Annotated in this window: 20 protein-coding genes and 1 pseudogene; 12 read left to right on the top strand and 9 right to left on the bottom strand. The window is 69.6% G+C overall.

Annotation, left to right across the window (positions count from 1 at the left end; all coding sequences use genetic code 11):
- A pseudogene (locus ON39_RS06570) lies at nt 1-614 on the bottom strand (hypothetical protein); the annotation flags it as partial.
- A gap of 228 nt (nt 615-842) precedes the next feature.
- On the opposite strand from ON39_RS06570, the gene icmF reads away from it, so the two are divergent.
- The 4 genes from icmF to ON39_RS06550 all read left to right on the top strand — a co-directional run bounded on the left by icmF (nt 843) and on the right by ON39_RS06550 (nt 7,340).
- Nucleotides 843-4,061, top strand: a complete 3,219-nt coding sequence (gene icmF, locus ON39_RS06565) for a fused isobutyryl-CoA mutase/GTPase IcmF (RefSeq protein ID WP_040732278.1) — start codon at nt 843-845, stop codon at nt 4,059-4,061.
- Between the two features lie 106 nt (nt 4,062-4,167).
- Nucleotides 4,168-5,313: an amidohydrolase family protein gene (locus ON39_RS06560; protein WP_063713316.1), complete on the top strand. Its 1,146-nt coding sequence runs from the start codon at nt 4,168-4,170 to the stop codon at nt 5,311-5,313.
- Between the two features lie 63 nt (nt 5,314-5,376).
- The gene (locus ON39_RS06555; RefSeq protein WP_040732276.1) at nt 5,377-6,870 is read left to right on the top strand and encodes a flavin-containing monooxygenase; all 1,494 of its coding nucleotides are present in this window, start codon (nt 5,377-5,379) and stop codon (nt 6,868-6,870) included.
- Between the two features lie 62 nt (nt 6,871-6,932).
- Nucleotides 6,933-7,340 carry a DUF3224 domain-containing protein gene (locus ON39_RS06550; RefSeq protein WP_040732298.1) on the top strand — a complete coding sequence of 136 codons (408 nt, stop codon included), beginning with the start codon at nt 6,933-6,935 and terminating at the stop codon, nt 7,338-7,340.
- Here ON39_RS06550 and ON39_RS06545 read toward each other — a convergent pair.
- From ON39_RS06545 to ON39_RS06535, 3 genes are all read right to left on the bottom strand, one after another.
- Nucleotides 7,325-8,104: a helical backbone metal receptor gene (locus ON39_RS06545; protein WP_040732275.1), complete on the bottom strand. Its 780-nt coding sequence runs from the start codon at nt 8,102-8,104 to the stop codon at nt 7,325-7,327. The genes ON39_RS06550 and ON39_RS06545 overlap by 16 nt on opposite strands.
- Nucleotides 8,105-8,435: 331 nt before the next feature.
- Nucleotides 8,436-9,203, bottom strand: coding sequence for an SWIM zinc finger family protein (locus ON39_RS06540; protein ID WP_040732273.1), 768 nt, complete (start codon nt 9,201-9,203; stop codon nt 8,436-8,438).
- Nucleotides 9,200-12,097, bottom strand: a complete 2,898-nt coding sequence (locus ON39_RS06535; RefSeq protein ID WP_040732295.1) for a DEAD/DEAH box helicase — start codon at nt 12,095-12,097, stop codon at nt 9,200-9,202. The genes ON39_RS06540 and ON39_RS06535 overlap by 4 nt, the downstream gene beginning before the upstream one ends.
- Before the next feature lie 521 nt (nt 12,098-12,618).
- Between ON39_RS06535 and ON39_RS06530 the strand changes: the two genes are divergently transcribed.
- Both ON39_RS06530 and ON39_RS06525 read left to right on the top strand, forming a co-directional pair.
- Nucleotides 12,619-12,876 carry a helix-turn-helix domain-containing protein gene (locus tag ON39_RS06530; RefSeq protein ID WP_083894277.1) on the top strand — a complete coding sequence of 86 codons (258 nt, stop codon included), beginning with the start codon at nt 12,619-12,621 and terminating at the stop codon, nt 12,874-12,876.
- 200 nt (nt 12,877-13,076) lie between these two features.
- Nucleotides 13,077-13,775: an HNH endonuclease family protein gene (locus ON39_RS06525; protein ID WP_083894276.1), complete on the top strand. Its 699-nt coding sequence runs from the start codon at nt 13,077-13,079 to the stop codon at nt 13,773-13,775.
- Here the strand turns inward: ON39_RS06525 and ON39_RS06520 are convergent, their stop codons facing one another.
- The gene (locus ON39_RS06520) at nt 13,776-14,594 is read right to left on the bottom strand and encodes a sulfurtransferase (RefSeq protein WP_373283668.1); all 819 of its coding nucleotides are present in this window, start codon (nt 14,592-14,594) and stop codon (nt 13,776-13,778) included.
- 207 nt (nt 14,595-14,801) lie between these two features.
- Between ON39_RS06520 and ON39_RS06515 the strand changes: the two genes are divergently transcribed.
- The gene (locus ON39_RS06515; RefSeq protein ID WP_040732270.1) at nt 14,802-16,034 is read left to right on the top strand and encodes a benzoate/H(+) symporter BenE family transporter; all 1,233 of its coding nucleotides are present in this window, start codon (nt 14,802-14,804) and stop codon (nt 16,032-16,034) included.
- A gap of 12 nt (nt 16,035-16,046) precedes the next feature.
- Here ON39_RS06515 and ON39_RS06510 read toward each other — a convergent pair whose 3' ends face one another.
- Both ON39_RS06510 and ON39_RS06505 read right to left on the bottom strand, forming a co-directional pair.
- Nucleotides 16,047-16,853 carry an SDR family oxidoreductase gene (locus ON39_RS06510; RefSeq protein ID WP_040732268.1) on the bottom strand — a complete coding sequence of 269 codons (807 nt, stop codon included), beginning with the start codon at nt 16,851-16,853 and terminating at the stop codon, nt 16,047-16,049.
- A gap of 51 nt (nt 16,854-16,904) precedes the next feature.
- A complete protein-coding gene (locus tag ON39_RS06505) occupies nt 16,905-17,396 on the bottom strand; it encodes an Lrp/AsnC family transcriptional regulator (protein WP_040732264.1) in 492 nt (163 codons plus the stop codon).
- Nucleotides 17,397-17,530: 134 nt separating this feature from the next.
- On the opposite strand from ON39_RS06505, the gene pdhA reads away from it, so the two are divergent.
- Genes pdhA through ON39_RS06490 form a run of 3 tightly spaced genes read left to right on the top strand, consistent with a single transcriptional unit; the run spans nt 17,531 to nt 21,075 of the window.
- Entirely contained in the window at nt 17,531-18,643 is a 1,113-nt protein-coding gene (gene pdhA / locus ON39_RS06500) for a pyruvate dehydrogenase (acetyl-transferring) E1 component subunit alpha (protein WP_040732262.1), read from the top strand.
- Entirely contained in the window at nt 18,640-19,623 is a 984-nt protein-coding gene (locus ON39_RS06495) for an alpha-ketoacid dehydrogenase subunit beta (RefSeq protein ID WP_040732259.1), read from the top strand. The genes pdhA and ON39_RS06495 overlap by 4 nt, the downstream gene beginning before the upstream one ends.
- Before the next feature lie 30 nt (nt 19,624-19,653).
- Complete coding sequence (locus ON39_RS06490) at nt 19,654-21,075, top strand: dihydrolipoamide acetyltransferase family protein (protein WP_051186356.1); 1,422 nt, start codon at nt 19,654-19,656, stop codon at nt 21,073-21,075.
- 2 nt (nt 21,076-21,077) lie between these two features.
- Here ON39_RS06490 and ON39_RS06485 read toward each other — a convergent pair whose 3' ends face one another.
- On the bottom strand, nt 21,078-21,470 hold the full coding sequence (locus ON39_RS06485) for an acyl-CoA thioesterase (protein ID WP_051186357.1): 393 nt from the start codon (nt 21,468-21,470) through the stop codon (nt 21,078-21,080).
- Between the two features lie 26 nt (nt 21,471-21,496).
- Nucleotides 21,497-22,462 carry an AraC family transcriptional regulator gene (locus ON39_RS06480; RefSeq protein WP_040732256.1) on the bottom strand — a complete coding sequence of 322 codons (966 nt, stop codon included), beginning with the start codon at nt 22,460-22,462 and terminating at the stop codon, nt 21,497-21,499.
- An 81-nt stretch (nt 22,463-22,543) separates the two neighbouring features.
- Between ON39_RS06480 and ON39_RS06475 the strand changes: the two genes are divergently transcribed.
- Nucleotides 22,544-23,383 (top strand): NAD(P)H-binding protein, encoded by an 840-nt coding sequence (locus ON39_RS06475; protein ID WP_040732255.1) that lies wholly within the window; start codon nt 22,544-22,546, stop codon nt 23,381-23,383.
- A 178-nt stretch (nt 23,384-23,561) separates the two neighbouring features.
- On the top strand, nt 23,562-24,248 hold a 687-nt coding region (locus ON39_RS06470; protein ID WP_040732284.1), incomplete at its 3' end, for an MFS transporter.

Below are 24,248 nucleotides of genomic sequence, written 5' to 3'. Positions count from 1 at the left end.
ACGATCTGACTCGTCCACTCCAACACGAAATTCCCCGCCCCGTCGATCGTGCCGCGCACCGCACTGGTCTTCCCCGGCAGCCCGCCGCCCGGTTTCGGCGCTCCCTGGTTGAACACCTGGTTGTTCCAGGTGACGCCGAGACTGCTCAGATCACCGGACAGCTGCCCGCCGTCGGAGTACAGCTGCGGCACCGCGGTCCCGCCGCCGGTCTGCGGATCGGTGGGGTTGGTCGCGGTGGCGAAATCGACGCCGTAGAACCGGACCGGCGTGGTCACCCGACCAGACCGGGCATTGCCCGCACCGTCGAAGGCCGCCGCGGGCTGCGGTTGGTACTCGCCGCTGACCAGCCCGCCGTCGCTGCCGGCGGACAGCGTGGTCACCGTCTGATCACTGCAGGCCGAGTCGCTGTTGGCCAGGTAGGGCCCGCCCGCGTCACCGGTCGGCAGGATCATCCGGAAGAAGCTGCCGGTCACCGCCCCGCCCGAGCACACGCCGGGCGACAGGGCGAAGAGTCCGTTCAGCGACGCCGAGTCCGCGTGCGCCAACGGTGCCGCGAACGTCGACAGGCCGAGGGCGGCCGCCGCGGCGGCGAGCCGATAAGAGTTTCGTCCCATGGATCGTCCTCGTGGATTCGAGCGGATGAATGTCGAAGCGCATCGCGTCCCATCGGAACCCGAGCCGGGACCGAATGTCGCCCTTTGCGTTCACGGTGAGCGGAAACCGGCCGGTTGTCTTTCCGGAATTGCCCGGGCGTGTTCGACCTGGCGCTGTGATCGGCATCACCGTAGAATTAGTTTGACGTCCTAGTATCGGGCGCCAGTGGGAATCGCCGGAGGAATACCGTGGCCGATAACAGCGCGCTCTACACGCCGTCCAACCCCGTCCGCTTCGTGACCTCGGCGGCCCTGTTCGACGGGCACGACGCCGCGATCAACATCATGCGCCGCATCCTGCAGGCGCAGGGCGCGGAGGTGATCCACCTCGGCCACAATCGCTCGGTCAGCGAGGTGGTCGACGCGGTGCTCACCGAGGACGCGCAGGGCGTCGCGGTCAGTTCGTATCAGGGCGGTCACGTCGAGTACTTCGAGTATCTCGCCGACGCGCTGAAAAAGGCCGGGGCCGAACATGTTCGGATATTCGGCGGTGGCGGCGGCGTCATCGTCGCCGAGGAGATCGCGCGGCTCGCCGAATCCGGCGTCACCATTTTCTCCCCCGAGGACGGCCAGCGCCTCGGCCTGCCCGGCATGATCAATCAATTGATTCGCGCCTGCGACGTCGACCTCGGCGCCGAACCGCCCGTGCCGGAGGCGGTGCTCGCCGGCGAACGCGCCGCGCTCGCCCGCGCCATCACCTGTATTCAGCAGGACGCGCTGTCCGACGCGGACCGGCAATCGCTGATCGAGGCGGCCGCCGCGCGCACGGTGCCGGTGCTGGGCATCACCGGGACGGGCGGCTCCGGAAAGTCCTCGCTCACCGACGAATTGGTGCGCAGGCTGCGCTCGGACCAGCAGGACAAGCTGCGCGTCGCGATTCTCGCGGTGGACCCGACCCGGCGCCGCGGCGGCGGCGCGCTGCTCGGCGACCGCATCCGGATGAACGCGCTCGACGGCGACCACATCTTCTTCCGCTCGCTGGCCACCCGGGGTGGGCGAGAGCTGCCGAACAATATCGCGCTGATCGTAACCGCCTGCAGGGCAGCGGGTTACGACCTGGTGATCCTGGAGACGCCGGGCATCGGCCAGGGCGACGCCGCGGTCACCGAGTACGTCGACGTGTCCATGTATGTGATGACACCGGAGTTCGGCGCCGCCTCCCAGCTGGAGAAGATCGACATGCTGGACTTCGCGGATGTGGTGGCCATCAACAAGTTCGAGCGACGAGGCGCCGCCGACGCGCTGCGCGACGTCTCGCGCCAGCTCATCCGCAATCGCGAGGAGTTCTCCGCCGCGCCGGAGGACATGCCCGTCTTCGGCACGAGCGCGGCGACTTTCAACGACGACGGCGTCACCGCGCTGTATCAGCACCTGGCCGGACTGCTGGCCGAGCGCGGCCTGCGGCTGGAGCAGGGCGTGCTCCCCCGGGTGAACACCCGCGTGTCCACGCGTTTCGCCCAGATCATTCCGCCGCCTCGCGTGCGCTACCTGGCCGAGATCGCCGAGACCGTGCGCGACTATCACGCCGCGACCGCCGCGCAAGTCGTTGCCGCACAGCGCGTGCAGCGCCTCGAGCAGGTGGCGGCGGAGCTACCCCAGGACGAGGCCGTCGCCGAGCTGGCCGAGAAGGCCCGCGCCGAACTGACTCCCGACAACGCCGCCCTGCTCGCCGAGTGGCCCGCGCTGGCCGAGTCCTACCGCGGCGACGAGCAGGTGGTGCGGGTGCGCGACCGCGAGATCCGGACCTCGCTGCGCCGAGAGACGTTGTCGGGCAACTCGATTCCTCGGGTCGCGCTGCCGCGCTTCACCGACCACGGCGAGCTGCTGCGGTTCTTGCGCGCGGAGAACCTGCCCGGCCGATTCCCGTTCACCGCGGGGGTCTTCCCGTTCAAGCGCGACAACGAGGATCCGGCCAGGATGTTCGCGGGCGAGGGCGATCCGTTCCGCACCAACCGGCGCTTCAAGGTGCTCAGCGAGTACGCCGACGCGAAAAGGCTGTCCACCGCGTTCGACTCGGTGACGCTCTACGGCCACGACCCCGCCGAACGCCCCGACATCTACGGCAAGGTCGGCACCTCCGGTGTCTCCATCGCGTCACTCGACGACATGAAGGCGCTCTACGACGGTTTCGACCTGACCGCGCCGACGACCTCGGTGTCGATGACCATCAACGGCCCGGCGCCGACAATTCTCGCGTACTTCCTGAACACCGCGATAGACCAAGCGCTGGAACGGTTCTCGGCCGCCGAGGGGCGTCCGCCGACCGAGGCCGAGGCCGCCGATATCCGGGCGAAGACGCTGGCGACGGTGCGCGGCACCGTGCAGGCCGACATCCTCAAGGAGGATCAGGGCCAGAACACCTGTATCTTCTCCACCGAGTTCAGCCTGCGCATGATGGCCGACATCCAGGAGTGGTTCGTGCGCAACGGCGTCCGCAACTTCTACTCGGTGTCGATCTCCGGCTACCACATCGCCGAGGCCGGGGCGAACCCGATCAGCCAGCTCGCCTTCACCCTCAGCAACGGATTCACCTATGTCGAGGCCTATCTCGCGCGCGGGATGAACATCGACGACTTCGCGCCGAACCTGTCGTTCTTCTTCTCCAACGGCATGGACCCCGAGTACTCGGTGATCGGCCGGGTGGCCCGGCGCATCTGGGCGGTCGCCATGCGAGATCGCTACGGCGCCAACGAACGTTCGCAGAAGCTGAAGTACCACGTGCAGACCTCCGGGCGCTCGCTGCACGCACAGGAGATGAGCTTCAACGACATTCGCACCACGCTGCAGGCGCTCATCGCCATCTACGACAACTGCAACAGCCTGCACACCAACGCCTACGACGAGGCGGTGACCACCCCCACCGAGGAGTCGGTGCGCCGCGCGCTGGCCATCCAGCTGATCATCAACCGCGAGTGGGGCGTCGCGATGAACGAAAACCCTTTGCAGGGCAGCTTTCTCATCGACGAGCTCACCGACTTGGTCGAGGAGGCGGTGCTGGCCGAGTTCGATCGGATCAGCGAGCGCGGCGGCGTTCTCGGCGCGATGGAGACCGGCTACCAGCGCGGCAAGATCCAGGACGAGTCCATGCGCTACGAGCACCGCAAGCACGACGGCTCACTGCCCATCATCGGCGTCAACACCTTCCGCAACCCGCACGGCGAGCCGAAGCACGAGATCGAACTGGCCAGGGGGACGGAGGCGGAGAAACAGTCCCAGCTGACCCGGGTCCGCGAGTTCCAGCACCGGCATCGCGATGCCGCGCACGCCGCCCTGGCCCGCCTCGAGGCCGTCGCCCGCACCGACGACAACATCTTCGAGGTGTTGATGGAGGCCGCCCGCGTCTGCACCTTGCAGCAGATCACCGACACCTTCTTCACCGTCGGGGGCCAATATCGGCGCAACGTGTGATCATCGCGCCCGAGACGGAACCGTGACCGGCCGATCCCGGCCGAATAGCGCTGTCGCCGTGTGACAATCGCCGGGGCAGGGACACCGGCGCGTTGGGACGGCGAACATGGATCTCTCGGGCATTCGGATCATCGACGCACACATCCATCAGTGGGACCCGTTCACCACACCGCGGGTGTTCAGCGGGACGGCGAAGCTGCTGAAGAGGGTGCCGCTCCCGATGGGCCTGGCCAAACGCCTCGCCCCGCGCCGAGATCGCGAGTTCATCGGCGATCCGACCGCCTACACCCGCCCCTACCTGCCCGCGGACTACCGAGCGGACGCCGGCGGCGAACCGATCGACGCGATCGTGCACATCGAGGTCGGCTGGGTCGGCAAGGATCCGCTCGCCGAGGCCGACGAGACGGCGTGGGTGGCCCGGCTACCGTTCGGCGGCGACAATCCCGAGCTCGGCGCGATCCTCGGCTGCGCGGATCCGGCGGCCCTCGAGTTCGCCGCGCTGCTCGACGCGCATCTGGCCGCCGCGCCGCTGCTGCGCGGCATCCGTTCGCACTCGGCGCATCACCCCGATCCCGGCGTGCGGCCGTACGCCGACCACGCGGGCGCGCTCGCCGCCAAGGAGTTCCTGAGCGGGTTCGAACGACTGGCCGAGCGTGATCTCTCGTTCGAGGCCTGGGTGTACTCGCACGCCATCCCGGACGTGACGGCGCTGGCCGAGCGGTACCCGGAGGTGCCGATCGTGCTGAACCATCTCGGCACTCCCGCAGGACTTTTCGGCCCGATCGGCAAGCGCACCGGCGCCGACCCCGGGCAGCGTCGCGCGCTGTCGCAGCGGTGGCGCGACGACCTCGCCGCGCTCGCCGAGCAGCCGAACGTGGTCGCGAAGGTGAGCGGGCTCATGATGCCGGTGCTCGGTCACCCGGTGCCGCCGCGCGGGACGAGCACCCCGGTACCGGTGCTGGTGGACCGGGTTCGCCCGCTCGTCGAGCACGCCCTCGACGTCTTCGGCGCCGACCGCCTGATCTGGGGCTCGAATTTCCCGGTGGACAAACCGATCACGAGCATCGCCGACAGCATCGAGGTGATCGCCACCGTAATCACCGACCACGGCGGCGGGCCGCGGGAGCTGGCGCGGATATTCCGGGACAACGCCCGGCGCGTGTATCGGATCGACCACCCGGCGTGGCGGTTCGAATGCTGTGAAGCGGACGTAGCGGTCGTTGACAAAACTACCGACCTCGCGCCTAATTGATGGCATGTGCGGCCAATTACCGGTCGGCGGCGCAGTATTTCCACGCCGACTACGGGAGGTGGCATGACCAGCAACGGAATCGACCACGAGGTGATCATCGTCGGCGCGGGTTTCTCCGGAATCGGCGCCGCGATCAAACTGCGGGAGAACGGTTTCGACGATTTCCTCATCGTCGACGACGCCGACGGTGTCGGCGGCACCTGGCACTGGAACACCTATCCCGGTATCGCCGTGGACATTCCGTCGTTCAGCTATCAGTTCTCCTTCGAACAGCGCGCCGGCTGGTCCCGCACCTACGCGCCCGGACGGGAATTGAAGGCCTACGCCGAGGCGTGCGTCGACAAATACGAGCTGCGACCGCGAATTCGGTTCAATACCACCATTACCGAGGCGGAGTTCGACGAGGACGGCTGTCGCTGGCTGCTGCGCACCGCCGACGGCGGCGAGCTCACGGCCCGCTTCGTCATCAGCGCCACCGGCGTGCTGACCCGCCCCAAGCTGCCCGAGATCCCCGGCGTCGACGACTTCACCGGCGTCACCATGCACACCTCGCGCTGGGACCATCGGCAGAGCCTGCGCGGCAAGCGGGTCGCGATCATCGGCACGGGAGCCTCTGCGGTGCAGGTGATTCCGGAGACCGCGCCCGAGGTAGACCGGCTGGTCGTCTTCCAGCGCACGCCGATCTGGTGCCTGCCCCGGCTGGATCTGCCGCTGCCCAAGCCGGTGCAGTGGGCGCTGCGGATACCCGGCGCCCGCTCGCTCACCCGGCTGATCAGCCAGACGTACGTGGAGCTCACGTTCCCGATCGCCGCGCACTATCACAAGAATCTGCCGACCGCCGCGCTCGGCGAGCGGATCGGCCTCGCCCATCTGCGCAGCCAGGTGCACGATCCGGCGACCCGCGAAAAGCTCACGCCGCGTTACGCTTTGGGCTGCAAGCGGCCGAGCTTCTCCAACGACTACCTGGCCACCTTCAACCGCGACAATGTGGTGCTGGAGACCGACCCGATCGAACGGATCACCGCCACCGGCGTGCGCACCGCCGGCGGCACCGAGTACCCGGTCGACGTGCTGATCCTCGCCACCGGCTTCAAGGTGATGGAGTCCGGCAATATGCCGACGTACGACCTGCGCGGCCTCGGCGGGCTGGACCTGGAGAAGTGGTGGGACGAGAATCGGCTGCAAGCCTATGAGGGCGTGAGCGTTCCGGGATTCCCGAACTTCTTCTCCATCATCGGACCCTACGGCTACAACGGCTCGTCCTACTTCGCACTGATCGAGAACCAGACCCGGCACATCCTGCGCTGCCTGCGGCACGCCCGCGCCGGCAACGCGACGGTGGTCGAGGTGACCCGCGAGGCCAACGACCGCTACTTCAAGGAGATGCTCGACCGGCGCGGCGGCCAGGTGTTCTGGCAGGACAGCTGCGCGGTGTCCAACAGCTACTACTTCGACAAGCACGGCGACGTGCCGCTGCGGCCGATGACCACCGTCGAGGCGGCCTGGCGCAGCGGGCACTTCGACCTGACCGACTACCGGTTCGCGAGGTCGGCTTAACGGCCACGATCTTCGGCGGTGGCGCCCGAAGAGTGTCGGTGCCCGCGGTTACGCTGCGGCGCATGAAAGCAACCGGCACCTTCTCCGTCGTCTCGTTCGTCCCGACCGAGGTGGTGCCCGACCCTCCGATCGAGACCGCGCTCCCGGTCGGCATCGCGCAGATCGAGAAGAAGTTCGACGGCGAGATCACCGGCCGCTCGGCGACGCTCTTCACTGCGGCGTTCGATCAGGCGAGCGGGGTCGGGACGTATGTCGCGATGGAGTCGTTCGAGGGCGCGCTGAACGGCGTCGCGGGCACTTTCAACTTCACCCATTCCGCGACCACCTCGGGCAGCGACCGCACCGCCGAATCCTTCGTCATCGTCCCCGCCAGCGGTACGGGTGACCTGGCCGGCATCGCCGGCACCGGCGGCCTCAGCGTGGACGAGGCGGGCGGGCACCACATCTGGTTCGACTACGAGCTCGGCTGAGCTCGGAAGGCGTCAGCCAGTTGCCGGGTGAGCGTTTGCCGCGCGGTCGCCAGGGACGGGCCGTACCAGGTGAGGCTGCGGCCCTCGACGAGCGCGACCGGGATGCCCGGAAAGGCGTCGGGGCCATCGGTTCTGGTGAAGACGTACGGCTCGTCGGGGAGGACCGCGAGGTCGACGCCGGCGGTCAGCTCCCGCTCGGTGAGGCGGGGGTAGCGGTCCGGGCGGTCGGCGTGCACGAGGCGCAGGCCGAGCCGGGCCGCCAGATCACCGGTGAACGTGTCGCGGCCGACCACCATCCACGGATTGCGCCAGATGGGGATCACGGCGTCGCGCGGCGGCGTGGGTGGCGGCGGCGCCCAGACGGCTGCGGCCTCGGCGAGCCACGCGGGGCGGTCGACGCCGAGGGCGACGGTGAAAAGCCGGGTGAGCGAGGCGAGCGCGTCGTCCACCGTCTCGATCCTGGTGACCCACACCGGGATTCCGGCGGCACGCAGGCGATCGACGTCGATGCGCCGGTTCTCCTCCATATTGCACAGCACGAGATCGGGCGCGAGCTCGACGATGCGGCGCACGTTCGGGTTCTTGGTGCCGCGGACCCGCTCGACCGCCAGATCCGCCGGATGCGTGCACCACTCGGTCGCGGCTACCAGAACCTCGGAGCAGGTCACGGCGACGGCCTCGGTCAGCGAGGGCACCAGCGACACCACCCGGCGCGGCGGCCGCGCGAGCGGAACGGCGGTGCCGAGATCGTCGGCGGGCGTCATCGGAGTGGCGAACTCGTGCCGGTCACGATTTCCAGCCTAGGCAAGACGGAGGTACTGCCCGAAGTTCCGGGCGCAATGGCAGCGACTGGGCGACCCTCGGGCAGTACCCGGGCGGGTTCGCCGCGCGCACACTGGGTGAGGCATCCGGTGTCGGGAAGTCCCGGTCCCTGTGTCACCGGACCTGATCCCGCCCCGAAAAGTCCGGAGGCAACCGCAAGCCCCGACGCCGGATGCTCACCAAGCCGGGTCTCCCGCTCACGAGCCTGCCGCAACTGCCGAGACGTGCGCACGATCCCGGCGACCGGATACTCGAGACAGCACTCGAATTCAATCAACGCTCGAACATTCGGTACAGCGCGGTGAGATCGCGCAACCCCGCCGCCGCGATCGACTCCTCGGCCGAGGTCATCCGCATCGCCTTGCGCAGCAGCAGCGGATCGAGATCCTCTGGCGCGGGCCGGAACTCGACCTTCGGCAGGTCCGGCAGCGCGGCCTCGTCCCCGTAGGGATCCGCCGAGTCGATGGCCCGCAGGTCGCGTTCGATGCCGCCGATGAGGGTGTCGAGGTCGAGCCCGCGCAGCGTGAGAATCTCGCGCGGACGCTCGTCGAGGCGTTCGGCGAGCAGGTAGCAGACGGCGGCGACGTGTTTGCACGGCCAGCCGGGGTCCGGGCAGGTGCAGGTGAAATCCAGGTCGGCGGCGGTGGTCGGCAGCAGCAGCGGACCGAGCGCGATCGGCAGCGCGCCGGAGGCGATCTCGGCGAGCATGCCCGGCGCGTCGCGGATCGTCTCGATCAGCAGCTCGAGCTCCTCCTCCCGCAGCGGCCGGACGGTGAACACCGCGGTGAACGGGCGAGGTTGACTGCCTTGCACTTCCGCGGTCACCGCGCCCGGCTCGATCCGGTAGCTGACCACCTGCCCGGCCCGCGCGTAGGTGCGCCCGCGCGACATGCGTCCGGCGTCGGCCATCTGCTCGACCGCCTCGATCAGCGCCCGGCCCCACCAGGTGCGCCCGAAACCGCCGCGGCGACTGCGGGCCTCGACGCCGCCGCGGACCGGGCGGCGCTTGCCGAACTCGCTGTAATCGATGTAGGGACTCACTCGCCCACCGCCTCCGCGCCGAGGGTGAACAGCTCACGCAGATCGTCGGTGCTGAGCTCGGTGATCCAGTTCTCTCCCGCGCCGACGGCCAGATCGGCGAGTTGCCTTTTGCCGTTGATCATTTCGTCGATCCGCTCCTCGATGGTGTCGACGCAGACCAGCTTGCGCACCTGCACATTGCGCTGCTGCCCGATCCGGTACGCGCGGTCGGTGGCCTGGTTCTCCACCGCCGGGTTCCACCAACGATCCAGGTGCACCACGTGATTGGCCGCGGTGAGGTTCAGCCCGGTGCCACCGGCCTTGAGCGACAACAACATCAGCGGCGGCCCGGCCGGCTCCTGGAACCGGGTGACCATGCCGTCGCGGCGCTGCTTGGGCACCCCGCCGTGCAGGAACGGGATCTCGGTGCCGAAGCGCTCGGCCAGGTAGGGCGCGATGAGCTCACCGAACTCACGGAACTGGGTGAACAGCAACGCCTTCTCGCCGTCCGCGAGCACCGCGTCCAGCACGTCCTCCACCAGGGCGAGCTTGCCGGAGCGGTGGCTGCCGCGGTGCAGCACGGCCGAACCGTCGCCGAGGAAGTGCGCCGGATGGTTGCACACCTGCTTGAGCCGAGTCAGCGCGCTGAGCACAGCACCCTTGCGCGCCATGCCCTTCGCGTCCTTGATCTTCGCCAGCATGTCGTCGACCACCGCCTGATAGAGCGCGGCCTGCTCGACGGTGAGGTTGGCGCGCACCGTCATCTCGAGCTTGTCCGGCAGGTCGGTGATCACGGCGGGATCGGTCTTCACCCGGCGCAGCACGAACGGCTGGGTGATCATCCGCAGCCGGCTGATCGCGTTCTCGTCCCGCTCGCGCTCGATGGGCACGGCGAAGCGGGCCCGGAACGTCTGCGGACTGCCGAGCATCTTCGGCACCGCGAAATCCAGGATCGAGCGCAGCTCCTCCAGCCGGTTCTCCACCGGAGTCCCGGTGAGCGCCAGCCGATGCCGGGCGGGCAGGGCGCGAGCCGCACGGGACTGCCTGGTCCCGGCGTTCTTGATGTGCTGCGCCTCGTCCAGCACGATGCGGTCCCACGACTGACGCTTCAGCTCGTCCAGGTCGCGGGCGAGCAGCGAGTACGTGGTGATCACCAGATCCGACTCGGCGACCGTCGCGTCCAGCTCCGCACCGGAAAGCCGGCCGACGCCGTGATGCACCCAGACCCGCAGATCCGGCGCGAAACGTTCGGTCTCCCGCTGCCAGTTGCCCACCACCGACATCGGGCACACGAGCAAGGTCGGGCCGGGCGCGCCGTCCTCGGCCGTCTTGCGTTGCCGCGCGTCGTCCAGCGACACGACCACCGACTCCGCCGACTTGCGGCGACGCGGTTTCGACTTCGCGCGCGCCTCGCGCGCCGCCGCCTCGCGCTCGTGCACCAACAGGGCGAGCACCTGGACGGTTTTGCCGAGACCCATGTCGTCGGCCAGGATCGCGCCGAAACCCATGCGGCTCATGGTCGCCAGCCACGCGAGGCCGCGCTTCTGATAAGGGCGCAGTTGGGCCTTCAGGCCGACCGGCGGGGTGATCGGCTCGAGTTCGCGGGTCCGGTCGAGGACGTCGGCGGCCCAGCCGGTGGCGCTGACCTCGGTGACCGGCACCTGTTCGACGCGGCCCGCGGCGAGTTCGCCGATCAGGTCGGCGAAGGTGATCTCGGAGGTGTCGGCGTGCGCGGCGACGTAGCGGGCGGCCGCGGCCAGCACCTTGTGGTCGGCCTGCACCCAGTCGCCGCGCAGCCGGACCAGATCGGACTTGCTGCTGACCAGGCGTTCCATCTCGGCCTTGGTCAGCACGGTGTCGCCGAGCGCGAGTTCCCAGCGGTAGGAGACCAGTCCGGGCATGCCGACGGTGCTCTCGGCGGCGGGCACCGCGCTCTCCACCCGCAGCCGCATGCTCGGCGCGCTGACGCTCCAGGCGCGCGGCAGCAGCAGCCGTACCCCCGCGGCCTGCAACGCGTGCGCGCCGTGCTCGACCAGGTCGACCACGACCTCGGTCGGCAGCAGCAGGTCCATCGAGCGCGGATCGCTCGGCAGGTCGCGCAGCCGGGGGTAGGCCCGCTGCGCCTCGCCGAGCTTCTCCACCGCGATCCGCAGCAGGTTCTGATCGCCGTGCAGCGGAACGGGATTCGGCGCCTCGCCGTCGACGCGCAGGCAGACCTCCAGCCGCCACAGCGCCACCGACTCGTCCGCGATGCCGAGTTCGCCGTCCGGTTCGAGCAGGCGCAGCACCAGTTCCGGCTCGTCGCCGGTCAGCGAGGCACGCCAGTGCTCGAGCGCCTCGGCCACCCGGTAGCTGCCCTCGTCCAGCGCGATATCGCGCACGAGCGCGTCCACCAGGGGATGCGCCGAGTCCGGCGGGTCGATCAGCGCCCGCGCGATCGGATCGGTGAGCTCGGTGACCAGGTCTTCGAGCACCGCGTTCGGCCGACCGGCCACCCGCAGCGCGGCGGGCATGGCCACCGCGAGCTCGGCCAGCCAGGCGCGCTGCCGCTCGCCGCCGACCAGCCGCCAGCGCGCCCACCACTGCCCGTCGTCCCGGCGCAGCTCCGGCACGATCCGGCCGCCCCGCACCCAGCGTTCGATGCCGTGCGCGACATGCGCGAGGAAGCGCAGATCACCCGATACCGCCTCGGCCGGAAGCCGCTGCCGCAGCGCCGCTGCCGCAGCGACCGGCGCCATCGCGTGCGCACGCACCTGCTCGGTCGCCGTCCCCTGCGCGCCGGTTACGAGCACCTCCGCCCGGTGCCGGAATCGGGACGCGCGCAACACGCCGCCCAACGGATCGGGCAGCGCGGTGAGCGGCGAGTCGTGCCAGAGCAGCAACCCGGATCCCGGCGACCACAGACCGTGCAGCATCAACTCATCCAAGCAGGTGGGTCCGACAGCGCTGCGCGACCCCATCGAGACCCAGAGCCACCCAGCCGAGCGGTCAGGACCTCGTTCGACACGTCCGAAAAAATCTACCGTGGCGACTGTAGACATTCAGGCGATGGACATGTAACTTCTCTAGTGCGAACAGAGAAAGAAGTCTCGAGAGGCACGGGAGATCACGAACTGCCCGTGAAGGTAGGACGGTCGGTGCGGCCGGTGGACCAGCACGATCAGAGGTCCCGGCCGCCCCGCCGAAAAGGAGAAACGAAGTACACGAAGTGCCCGTGAAGAGAAGGAAGGAGTTGCCCACCGTCGCGTCGCCCACCAGTACAGGCAGTTCGGGCGGCGACCGAAGTTCGGATACATGTCGGAAGATGGTTAGTAATTCCCGTTCAGTGCCCCGGTGCCCTTAGGCACCGGGGCACTCGTCGTGTGGAGGCACCGCGATTTCTGAACCCACCACCGCAAACGAAAAGTTCGATGACGACGACTACCCCGCCTACACGATGGGCCGGGCCGCAGACCTGATCGGCGCCACCCAGGCGTTTTTGCGCAGCCTGGACGAGGCGAAATTGATTACCCCGCAACGCTCCTCGGGCGGCCACCGGCGCTACTCACGCCATCAGCTGCGCATCGCCGCGCGCGCCCGCGAACTGGTCGACCAGGGCACACCGCTCGAGGCGGCGTGCCGAATCATCTCTCTCGAAGACCAACTCGACCAAGCCCTCGAACGCAACGCCGTCCTGAGCGAGAACCGCGACTGAGCGATCCCGCGTCCGCTGGTTTTCCGGCCGCCGCCGGAACATACTTGGATCTCGGCCACCGGTTCCCGCCGAGGCGAGCAAGGTCGCCGATGACGATCTGCTCGTGCGATCCTGTTGTGCGGGTGGCGTCGCCGCACTGCTGACCACTGCTCGTAGTTCAGGTTCAACGAATGTCGGTCCCCCCGTGTACCTCTGGCGTCATGGACATTCGGCGCTGGTTCATCGGCGCGCTCGTCGGGCTGTCTATCGCGGGGTGCGCCGAACTGGGCGTGTCCCCCGCGGCGCCCGCGCCGGGCAGCCCGACCAGGGCCGAGGTGGAGCAGTTGCTCGCCGAGGTCCGCGTGGTTCCGGAACGGCCACACCCCGGCGGCTACGAACGCGGCTGTAAACCGGGGCAGGGCTGCGTGTTCGGGCCCGCGTGGACCGACGACAACGACGGGCCCGGCGGCCACGACGGCTGCGATACCCGCAACAATGTGCTGGCCAAGCAGCTCGCCGGGGTCGGCTTCCGGCCCGGGACGCACGACTGCGTGGTCGTCGGCGGCACATTGACCGACCCGTACACCGGCAAGCAGATCCCCTTCGAGAAGGCCGACGCCAACGACGTGCAGATCGACCACGTGTACCCGCTGGCCGCCGCCTGGGATCTGGGCGCGGCCGCCTGGCCGCCGGAGCGCCGCATCCGCTTCGCCAACGATCTCGACGTCAACCTGCTCGCCACCGACGGCCGCACCAACCAGGCCAAGGGCGACAAGACTCCCGCCCAGTGGCTGCCGCCCGCCCGCGCGAACCACTGCTTCTACGCGGGCAAGTACCTCACCGTGGCCGCGCGTTACGAACTGCCGATCACCGCCGCCGACAGCGCTGCGCTGTGGGGCGTGGCGCGAACCTGCCCCTGATCAGCTTCCGGTGGCGACGGGCCGCTTCGGATCGTTCGACCACTGCGACCACGAACCGGGATAGAGGGCCGCGTCGATGCCGATGACGGCGAGGGCCGCCACCTGGTGCGCGGCGGTGACGCCGGAGCCGCAGTAGACCGCGACCGGTTCGGCGGTGAATCCGGCGAAGCGGTCACGCAATTCGGCCGGCGCGCGGAACCGCCCTTCCGCGTCGAGGTTCTCGGCGGTGGGCGCGCTGACGGCGCCGGGGATGTGCCCCGCGCGCGGATCGATCGGCTCGACCTCGCCGCGGTAGCGCTCGCCCGCGCGGGCGTCGAGCAGCACGCCGCGCCAGCGGGCGGCGGCGTCGGCATCGATGACCTGGAGGTGTCCGGGGCTCAGCGCGACGTCGCCCGGCTCGGGGTCCGGCTCGGTGCCCGTGGCGAGTTCGCCGCCCGCGTTCGTCCAGCCGGGGAGCCCACCGTCGAGAATTCGCACGTCGGCGATGCCAGCCCAGCGCAGCAGCCACCAGGCGCGGGCGGCCGCCATGCCGCCGGTCGCGTCGTAGACGACCACCGGGTCGCCCGTGCGGATGCCCCAGCTGCGGGCGCACTTCTCCAACTGCGCGATGTCCGGCAGCGGGTGCCTGCCCCGCGCGGGCGAGGGCGGCGCGGCGAGCTCGGTCTCCATGTCGACGAACACCGCGCCGGGGATGTGGCCGTCCAGATAGTGTTGCGGCCCGTCCGGGTCGCCCAGCGCCCACCGGACGTCGAGCAGGCGAACCCGCTTGTCCGGCAACGCCTCCCGAAGCTCCACCGGTGAGATCAGTACCGCGCTCAACCCAGCTCCTAGTCCAGTAATCGCACCTTCGCGCACGGAATATTCTCCACCCTACGCAGCCGAGCCGGCCAGGGTGACCACACCCCGGGGCTACTCGCCGGTCGGTGCGGCGCGGTCGTCCGGGCGTGCGCCGCGTGCGCCAATTCGGTCCAGTTTCGGCCGACTGGCCCGTGACGGAGCAGTCCAGTCGCGGGCAGGATCGCCACAATGTCGAACGTTTCGTCAGCCACGCAGGCGCCCGCCGAGCCGAACCCCGGGTCCGCGCCGGCCGTTGTCCCCGAGGTCGGCCTCGCGCAGCCGATCGGCGCGGGCGTCGTCACCGCGCTGGTCGGTTTCACCAGCTCGTTCGCGGTGGTGCTCAGCGGGCTGAACGCCGTGGGCGCGAACGCGGTGCAGGCCGCGTCGGGCCTGCTCGCGGTGTGCGTGACGCAGGCGATCGGCATGCTGCTACTCAGTTACCGGTATCGGATGCCGATCACGCTGGCCTGGTCGACGCCGGGTGCGGCGCTGCTGGCGAGCACCGGAGCGGTGGTGGGCGGCTGGCCCGCCGCGGTCGGCGCGTTCGCGATCGCCGGGGTGTTGATCGTGATCACCGGCCTGTGGCAGCGGCTCGGGAATCTGGTCGCCGCGATTCCGGTGGAGATCGCGCAGGCCATGCTGGCCGGGGTGCTGCTGCCGCTGTGCCTGGCGCCGGTGAAGGCTGTGCAGTCCAGTCCGGCGGTGGTGATTCCGGTGATCCTGGTGTGGCTGGTGCTGCAGCGGGTGGCCAAGCGCTGGGCGGTGATCGCGGCATTCGTCACGGCGGCGGCCGGGTCGGGCATCAGCATCGCCGTGCAGCACCGGCACCTCGATCTCGCCGCGATGGCGCCGTCGGTGGAACTCACACTGCCGCACTGGAATTGGCAGGCGATCATCGGCGTGACGATACCGCTGTACATCGTCACCATGGCCTCGCAGAACATTCCGGGCACCGCGGTCATGAAATCCTTCGGCTACCAGGTTCCGTGGCGAGCGGCGATGACGGTCACCGGTATCGGCACCATCCTCGGCGCGCCCGCAGGCGGCCACGCCATCAATCTCGCCGCGATCAGCGCGGCGCTCTCGGCGGCGCCCTCCGCCCACCCCGACCCGAAGAAGCGCTGGATCGCCACCTTCACCTCGGGCGGCGGCTACCTGGTGCTCGCCCTCGGCTCGGCCGCGCTGGTCACCCTCATCGCCACCGCACCCAGGGGCGTCCTGGAAACCGTTGCGGGCCTTGCCCTTCTCGCCACCCTCGCCGCCGCGCTCACCGGCGCGCTCGCGTCCGAGAAGCACCGCGAGGCAGGCATCGTCACCTTTCTGATCGCCGCCTCCGGCGTGGGCTTCCTCGGCGTCGGCGCGGCCTTCTGGGCACTCATCGCGGGACTGGTTGTCCGCAAAGTACTGTCACCGCGCGAGTGAGCTTCTTCCGGCTCAGCCGCGCAGCGCGGCTTGGAACCGGCGCATGCCGTCGAGCCAGCGGTCGTAGTCGGTCCCCTTGTGGCTGTACATCTTCAGCACCTCAGGGTGCGGAAGGATCAGGAAGCGCTCGGCCTCGACGCCGGCGACGACGATCTCGGCCACCTGCTCCGGGGACAGGACCGCGCCCGCCGTCTTCACCGCCTTCACCGCGAGTTCCGCCTCGGCGGCGTGCTCCGGCGGGACGAGGCCGGACTGCAACAGCTGCGTGTCCACCCCCATCGGACAGACGCAGCTCACGCGAATTCCATTGTCGCCGTAGGTGACCGACAGCCACTCGGCGAACCCGACGGCGGCGTGCTTGGAGACCGCGTAGGGCGCGGACCCGAGCTGGGTGAGCAGCCCGGCCGCCGAGGCGGTCGACACGAAGTAGCCGCCCCCGCGCGCCAGCCAGCCGGGCACGAGCAGCCGCGCCGCGCGCACATGGGCGAGCACATTGACCTCGAGCGCCGCCGCCCATTGCGCGTCGGTGCTGTCGAGCCCCGCGCCGCCGCCGATGCCCGCGTTCGCGAAATAGAGGTCCACGGGCCCGAATTCGGCCTCCGCGCGATCGATCAGCCCGCGAATGACCCGCTCGTCGGCGACGTCTCCGCCGACCGCCACCGCGGCCGCGCCGAGCGACTCGGCGACCCGGGCGGCCCCGTCGAGATCGAGGTCGGCGAGCACGACCCGCGCACCCTCGGCGACCAGCCTGCGCGACAGTGCCGCACCGATTCCCGCGCCGGCCCCCGTGACGATCGCGACTCTGCCCGAAATCTCCATTCCCGCACCTTAGTCGGGCCGCGCGGACCAGCCGCCGCGAATGCGCGACGGTCAGTTACCGCGCGACAGGCGATTCAGCAGCGGCGCGGTGCGCGGCCCGACCAGTTCGCGCATCACCAAGGCCATATTCGTGCGCTCCACGCCGGGAATCTTCAATATCTGCCCGGCGATCCGATACAGGTCGTCAGCGTCCCTGGCGACCACGCGGACGGTCAGATCGGTGAGCCCGGTCATGCCGCACACCTCGGTCACCTCCGGCACCTCGGCGAGTTCGTCCACGACCGAATCCAATTGGTGCTGATCGACGACCACCGCGACGAACGCGGCGAGCGGATATCCGAGCGCGCGCGGCTGCACCCGGCGCTCGAAACTGCCGAGCACGCCGCCCGCCTCCCAGCGGGAGAGCCGGGCCTGCACGGTATTGCGGGACAATCCGAGCCGCGCGGCCAGTTCCACGCCGGTGGCTCTCGGATTGGCGACCAGTTCCAGCAAGAGCCTGGCGTCGGTGGCGTCCAAGGTCACATCGACGTTTTCTCTGGTCATGCAACGCAGTATGACATTGGTCGAGGGGTAACAATTGAGCATTCTGCGCATTCCCCTATCGGTCGCTTGCGCACAACGCATTATCGTGGATGCTGTGAGGTAGAGCACACCACAGGGGTGAGGAGGCGGCTCCGATGTCGGACAAGGTCGAATATCCGGTTCAATTGGTCCAGCCCGATGGTCGCCGTGTCCTCGATCGAGAACACGCCGCATTGGTCGCCGATGTCGGACCCGAACGGCTACGCGCGCTGTACGAAGACATGGTCGTCACCCGCCGGATCGACACCGAGGCGACCGCGCTGCAGCGCCAAGGCCAGCTCGGTCTCTGGGCCCCGCTGCTGGGCCAGGAGGCTACCCAGGTCGGCTCGGCCCACGCCCTGCACCCCGATGACTACGTGTTCTGCAGCTATCGCGAGGCCGCCGTCGCCTACTGCCGCGGCGTGCACCCCACCGAGATCACCCGGCTCTGGCGCGGCGTCGCGCACTCCTGCTGGGACCCGAGCGCGGTCAATATGACCAACCCGAACATCATCGTCGGCTCGCAGGGCCTGCACGCGACGGGCTACGCGTACGCGGCGCACCTCGACGGCGCGGAGATCGCCACGATCGCCTACTTCGGCGACGGCGCGAGCAGCCAGGGCGACATCGCCGAGGCGCTCGGTTTCGCGGCGAGCTGGAGCGCGCCGGTGGTGTTCCTGTGCCAGAACAATCACTGGGCGATCAGCGAACCGGTGAAGGTGCAGAGCCAGACCCCGATCGTGCGCAGGGCCTACGGCTACGGCATCCCCGGCGTGCAGGTCGACGGCAACGACGTGCTCGCGGTGCTCGCCGTGACGCGCCAGGCGGTGGCCCGCGCCCGCTCGGGCGGCGGCCCCTCGTTCATCGAGGCCCTCACCTACCGGATGGGCCCGCACACGACCGCCGACGATCCCACCCGCTACCGCTCATCGGCGGAGACCGAGGAGTGGGCCCGCCGCGACCCGATCGACCGGCTACGCAGGCTGCTGGAGCGCGAGTCGCTGCTCGACTACGCGTTCGAGCGCCAGGTCGCCGAGCACGCCGACGAGGTCGCCCGGCAGGTCCGCACGTCGACCATCGAGATGCCGAACCCGGGACCGATGGACCTGTTCGAGCACGTCTACACCACCCCGCACGCGCTCATCACCGAAGAGCGCCGGGAGTACGCGGACTACCTGGCCGGCGATCCCGGCGAGGCGGCCGCGCGACCAGAAGGAGTCCCTTCATGATCACCACTTTCGCAGGCGCGCTCAACACCGGACTGCGCCGCGCGCTGGAGGACGACCCCAAGGTCCTTCTCATGGGCGAGGACATCGGCCGCCTCGGCGGCGTCTTCCGGGTGACCGACACCTTGCAGAAGGACTTCGGCAACAACCGCGTCATCGACACCCCGCTCGCCGAATCCGGCATCGTGGGAACGGCTTTCGGCATGGCGCTACGCGGATACCGGCCGGTGTGCGAGATCCAGTTCGACGGGTTCGTGTACCCGGCCTTCGATCAGATCGTCTCGCACGTGGCCAAGATCCATTACCGGACGCAGGGAAAGGTCAACGCGCCCATCACGATTCGCATCCCGTTCGGCGGCGGCATCGGCTCGGTCGAGCACCATTCCGAGTCGCCGGAGGCCTATTTCGCGCACACCGCGGGGCTGCGCGTGATGACGCCGAGCAACCCCGCCGACGCGTATCTCATGATCCGCCAGGCGATCGCGCTAGACGACCCGGTGATCTTCTTCGAGCCCAAGCGGCGCTACTGGGACAAGGCCGACGTCGACTTCCTCGCGCTCGATCGCGACGGCGGCCTGCCGCTCGACCGCGCCAGGGTGTGCGCCGTCGGCGACGACGCCACCGTCGTCGCCTATGGCGGCACCGTGGCGACCGCCCTGTCCGCCGCGAAAATCGCCGCGGCGGAGGGGCATTCGCTCGAGGTCATCGATCTGCGCAGCCTCTCGCCGATCGACTTCGACACCATCGAGGAGTCCGTCGCCAAGACCGGCCGGTTGATCGTCACGCACGAGGCGCCCGTCTTCGCCGGTCTCGGCGCGGAGATCGCCGCACGGATCACCGAACGCTGCTTCTATCACCTGGAGGCGCCGGTGCTGCGCGTCGGCGGCTTCGACATTCCTTATCCCCCAGCCAAACTCGAGAAATTCCACCTGCCCGATCCCGACCGCATCCTCGCCGCGGTCGATCGAACGCTCGCCGCCTGACGCCGGTTCGTCGTAGTGAGAGGTGTTCCCGTGGAGGATCGCGCCCAACAGCAAGGCGTGCTGGAGTTCCGCCTGCCCGACCTCGGCGAGGGGCTGGCCGACGCGGAGCTGGTGTCCTGGTCGGTCGGCGTCGGCGACGAGGTGGCGCTGAATCAGACCATCGCGGAGGTGGAGACGGCGAAAGCGGTGGTCGCGCTGCCCTCGCCCTTCGCCGGGCGAGTGGTGGAGTTGCTCGCCGAGCCCGGGGAGACCGTGCTGGTCGGTGCGCCGTTGATACGGGTGCGGAATGGTGAGTCGCCGGATGAGGGGGAAAGGCCGGCGGACAGCGCCGAGGCCGCGGGTGACGGGGCCGGATCGGGGCGGACCGCGGTGTTGGTGGGGTATGGGCCCGAGGGTGAGGCGGTGTCCAGGAGGCGTCGGCCCAAATCCGAACCTGGTGGCGGAGAAACGGACGACTACCCCGCCGAAGACGGAGCGGCAGAACAAGTCTCGGGCAACGCGCGCCCCACCCCGACCACCGCCAGAGCGGCCGCGACACCCGCCGCCCGCAGGCTCGCGCGGGAACTGGGCATCGATCTGTGGTCCGTCCCGGGCTCGGGGCCAGGCGGGGCGGTCACCGTCGACGACGTGCGTGACGCCGTCCCGGTCACACAGCCGCACACACCCGCCAACCAGTCGCAGGTCAGGGGTGCGGCCGCCGGCGACTCCGGGATGACAGCCGCCGACGGCGCGGGTGCGGTCCGTCCCGCAGCCCGCGAGATTCGCACCCCGATCAGCGGCGTGCGCAAGCGCACCGCGGCGGCCATGGTCACCAGTGCCCAGACCATCCCGCAGGCGAGCACCTTCGTCACCCTCGACTGCACCGCCTCGATGGAGCTGCTCGATCACCTGCGCGGCACGAAACCCTTTGCCGGACTACCGCTTACGCCGCTCGCCCTGGTGGCCAAGTCGGCCGTGGCGGCGCTGGCCGAGTTCCCGCGGATCAACACCTACTGGGACGAGGCGAATCAGGAGATCGTCACCAAGCACTACGTCAATCTCGGCGTCGCCGTCGCCACCGACCGCGGACTCCTCGTCCCGAACATCAAAGAGGCCCAGTCACTGTCCCTGCGCGACCTCACCCGCGAGATCGGCCGGCTCGCCGAGACCGCGCGCTCGGGCGCCGCGAGCCCCGCCGACCTTCGCGGCGGCACCTTCACCATCACCAACGTCGGCGTCTTCGGCGTGGACACCGGCGTACCGCTGGTGAACCCGGGCGAGGCCGCGATCCTCTGCCTCGGCTCGATCCGCAAGCGCCCCTGGGTCTTCCACGACGAACTGGCCATCCGCTGGGTCACCACCCTGGGCATCAGCTTCGACCACCGCATGATCGACGGCGAACAAGCCTCCCGCTTCCTCTCCACCACCGCGAGCTTCTTGGAGGACCCCCTGACCCTCCTCAGCCACATCTAGGGTCAGTCGGTGACGAGGGCGGCGGCGGCGGCGCGAATCACCTCGGGGATCTCCACGGGCTTGCGGGTTTCGGCGTCGACGTAGACGTGCACGAAGGTGCCGGTGGCGGACAGTTCGAGTGCGCCGTCGGTGTCGCGGAAGATGGCGAGGTCGTAGGTGATGCTGGAGCGGCCGAGGCGGGAGACGCGCAGGCCGACCTGGAGTTGATCGGGGAAGCTCAGGGAGCCGACGTACTGGCAGGAGGTCTGTGCGACCACGCCGAGGGCGGGCAGGTCGCGGATGTCGGTGCCGGTGGCGTGCATCAGCCACGCGTTGACCGCGGTGTCGAAGTACGAGTAGTACGTTACGTTGTTCACGTGCCCGTAGTGGTCGTTGTCCGCCCAGCGGGTGGGCATCGGCCAGAGCACCGGATACTGCTGCGTCACCCGGCCGACGATAGCTCAGCCGGGGTGGCGCCCTGGCGGTGGTCGCGCGGGCTGACGCCGAAGTGGCGTTTGAACGCGGTGCTCAGCGCGAAGGCGCTGCCGTAACCGACCTGGCGGGCGATGGATTCGATGGTCGCGTCGGACTCGGCGAGCAGGTCGGCGGCGAGCGCGAGGCGCCACTCGGTGAGGAAGGACATCGGCGGCTCGCCGACCAGATCGGTGAACCTGCGAGCCAGCGCGGCCCTGGACACCCCGACCGCCTCGGCCAGCCCGGCCACCGTCCAACCGTGCGCCGGATTGTGTTGCAGCAGCCGCAGCGCCTTGCCGACCAGCGGATCGCCGTAGGCGTGGTACCAGGCGGGTGCGTCGTTGCGGGCGAACCAGGCGCGCAAAGCGGCGATCAGCACCATGTCCAGCAGGCGGTCGAGCACCGCGCCCTGCGCGGGCTCGTCCCTGATCGCCTCGTCGACCAGGATGTCGAGAATCCTGGTGTCGAAATCGCCGCGTTGGAGCACGATCAGGGGCGGCAGCGCGCGCAACAGGCGCTGGCTGGCCGCGCCCGCCGACTCGTAGGTCCCGGTGACCATCATGGTGGCGCCGTCCGCGTCGGTGCCCCACTGGCGGACGCCGAGACTCAATGTCTCGCATAGTGTCTCGCCGTCGGCGGTCTTGGTGACGTTGCCGGGGTGGATGAAGATCTGCGGTTCGGTGGCCGGGTCGTCGGCGACCGTGTAGTGGTCGGGCCCGCGGAAGATCGCGACATCGCCCTCGCACAGCTGTCGCGGGGCGGCCTGACTCCCCCGCTTGCCCATCATGATCCACCCGCCGCCGCGCACCATCGACACGACGGTGAGCGGCGCCTCGTCCCGAATGTGCAGCGACCACGGCGGCGCGAGCAGCGAACACATGAGGAACGCGCCGCGGGCACGTGGACCTTCGAGCAGACTGGCGAGCGCATCCACGCCCCAACAGTAGACGATGACGCATGGTCGAGAGCCGCTGAACTATGTCTCGTCCAGCCCCCTTACCGCTGTACTCGAACCATGACCGACAGCACCGCACCCCAGATCCTCGTGACCGGCGGGACAGGCAAGACCGGCAGCCGCGTCGCCGCCCGGTTGGCGCAGCAGGGCCACCCGATCCGGCTCGGCTCCCGCTCGGCGCCGACCCCGTTCAGCTGGGCCGACCGCGACACCTGGCCCGCGGCGCTGGCCGGTGTGCACGCCGCCTACCTCGCCTTCCAGCCCGACCTCGCGGTACCCGGCGCGGCAGAGACCCTGCGCGCCTTCGCGGCCGCGGCGAAGCGGGCCGGCGTGCGCAGGCTCGTCCTGCTCTCCGGCCGCGGCGAGCCGGAGGCCTTGGAGTGCGAGCGGATCGTGCGCGGATCCGGCCTCGAGTGGACCATCGTGCGCTGCAGCTTCTTCGCGCAGAACTTCAGCGAGGGCGCGTTCACCGACTACATCCTGGCCGGACGGGTCGCGCTGCCGAACGGCGATGTGCCGGAGCCGTTCGTGCACGCCGACGACGTCGCCGAGATCGCCGCGCTCGCGCTCACCGAGGACGGGCACGGCGGCGAGGTCTACGAGCTGACCGGACCGCGCGCGCTGACCTTCGCCGAGGCGGTCGCCGAGATCGCCGCGGCGACCGGGCGCGACATCGCCTTCGTCCCCGTCTCGCGCACGGACTTCGTTGCGGCACTGACCGAATACCAGCTGCCCACCGATGTGGTGAGCCTGCTCGACTACCTCTTCGGCACCATCCTGGACGGCAGGAACTCGACCACGACCGACGGCGTGCGACGCGCTTTGGGCAGGGAGCCAAGGGATTTCACGGAGTACGCGCGCGCGAACGCCGCGGCGGGCAGCTGGAACATTTTGGGCTAGTTGATGGTTGGAACGGAAGAGACTGTGCAGACCCGTGGAACCGGATCGCAGCGGCGCGCTCCGGCTTCCGGACCGGTGGGCCGACGATGTCCCGCCCCGGATACCGTGCGGTCGAGCCGGTCTGCTGCCGGACATCGAGGGGGTGGGTAAGCATCGAAATATCATCGGTACCGTCGAGATGGTGCTGACTCCGACTGCCGATCGACCGACCCGCGTCGCCAGGGCCGCCGTGTTCACGGTGTTCGGCCTCAACGGCTTCCTGCTGGCCATGTGGGTGGTGCACATTCCGCCGATCACCGATCGGACCGGCGTCGCGAAGTCGACGCTGGGAATGTTCATCCTGCTGATGGCCGGCGCGGGTATCGTCGGCATGCGCATCGCCGGACCGCTCGCGGATCGGTTCGGCAGTCGGACGCTGGTCGCCGTCGCGGCGATCATCGCGTCGGCGGCGGTGATCGGGCCCGGACTGGCCACCGGCCCGGTCACCCTGGCGCTCGCGCTGGCCTGCTTCGGTTTCGGCAACGGCGCGCTCGACGTCTCCATGAATACCCAGGCCGTGCACGTGGAGCGGGCGTACGGCCGGCCGATCATGTCGGCCTTCCATGCGCTGTTCTCCGGCGGCGGACTGCTCGGCTCGCTACTGGGCGCCGCGACCCTGCGCGCCGGCTGGGATATGCGAATAACGTTGCTGCTCGCCGCGATCGGCTGCGCGGCGCTGACCCTCGCCGCCTTCCCCCGGCTGCTGCGCGACGATGAACCGGCCCAGTCCGAGCGCCCTGCCGCGGCGGATCTGTCCTCGACGGACGCATCCGTCGCCGAGCACTCCGACGGACGAGCCCACAACCGAAAGGTGTTGGCACTGGCC

The organism is Nocardia tenerifensis NBRC 101015, from assembly GCF_000308715.1.
In the GTDB taxonomy this organism is placed as follows: domain Bacteria; phylum Actinomycetota; class Actinomycetes; order Mycobacteriales; family Mycobacteriaceae; genus Nocardia; species Nocardia tenerifensis.
The sequence above is the reverse complement of the archived record's forward strand: the minus strand, read 5'-3'. Positions and strand labels throughout refer to the sequence as shown.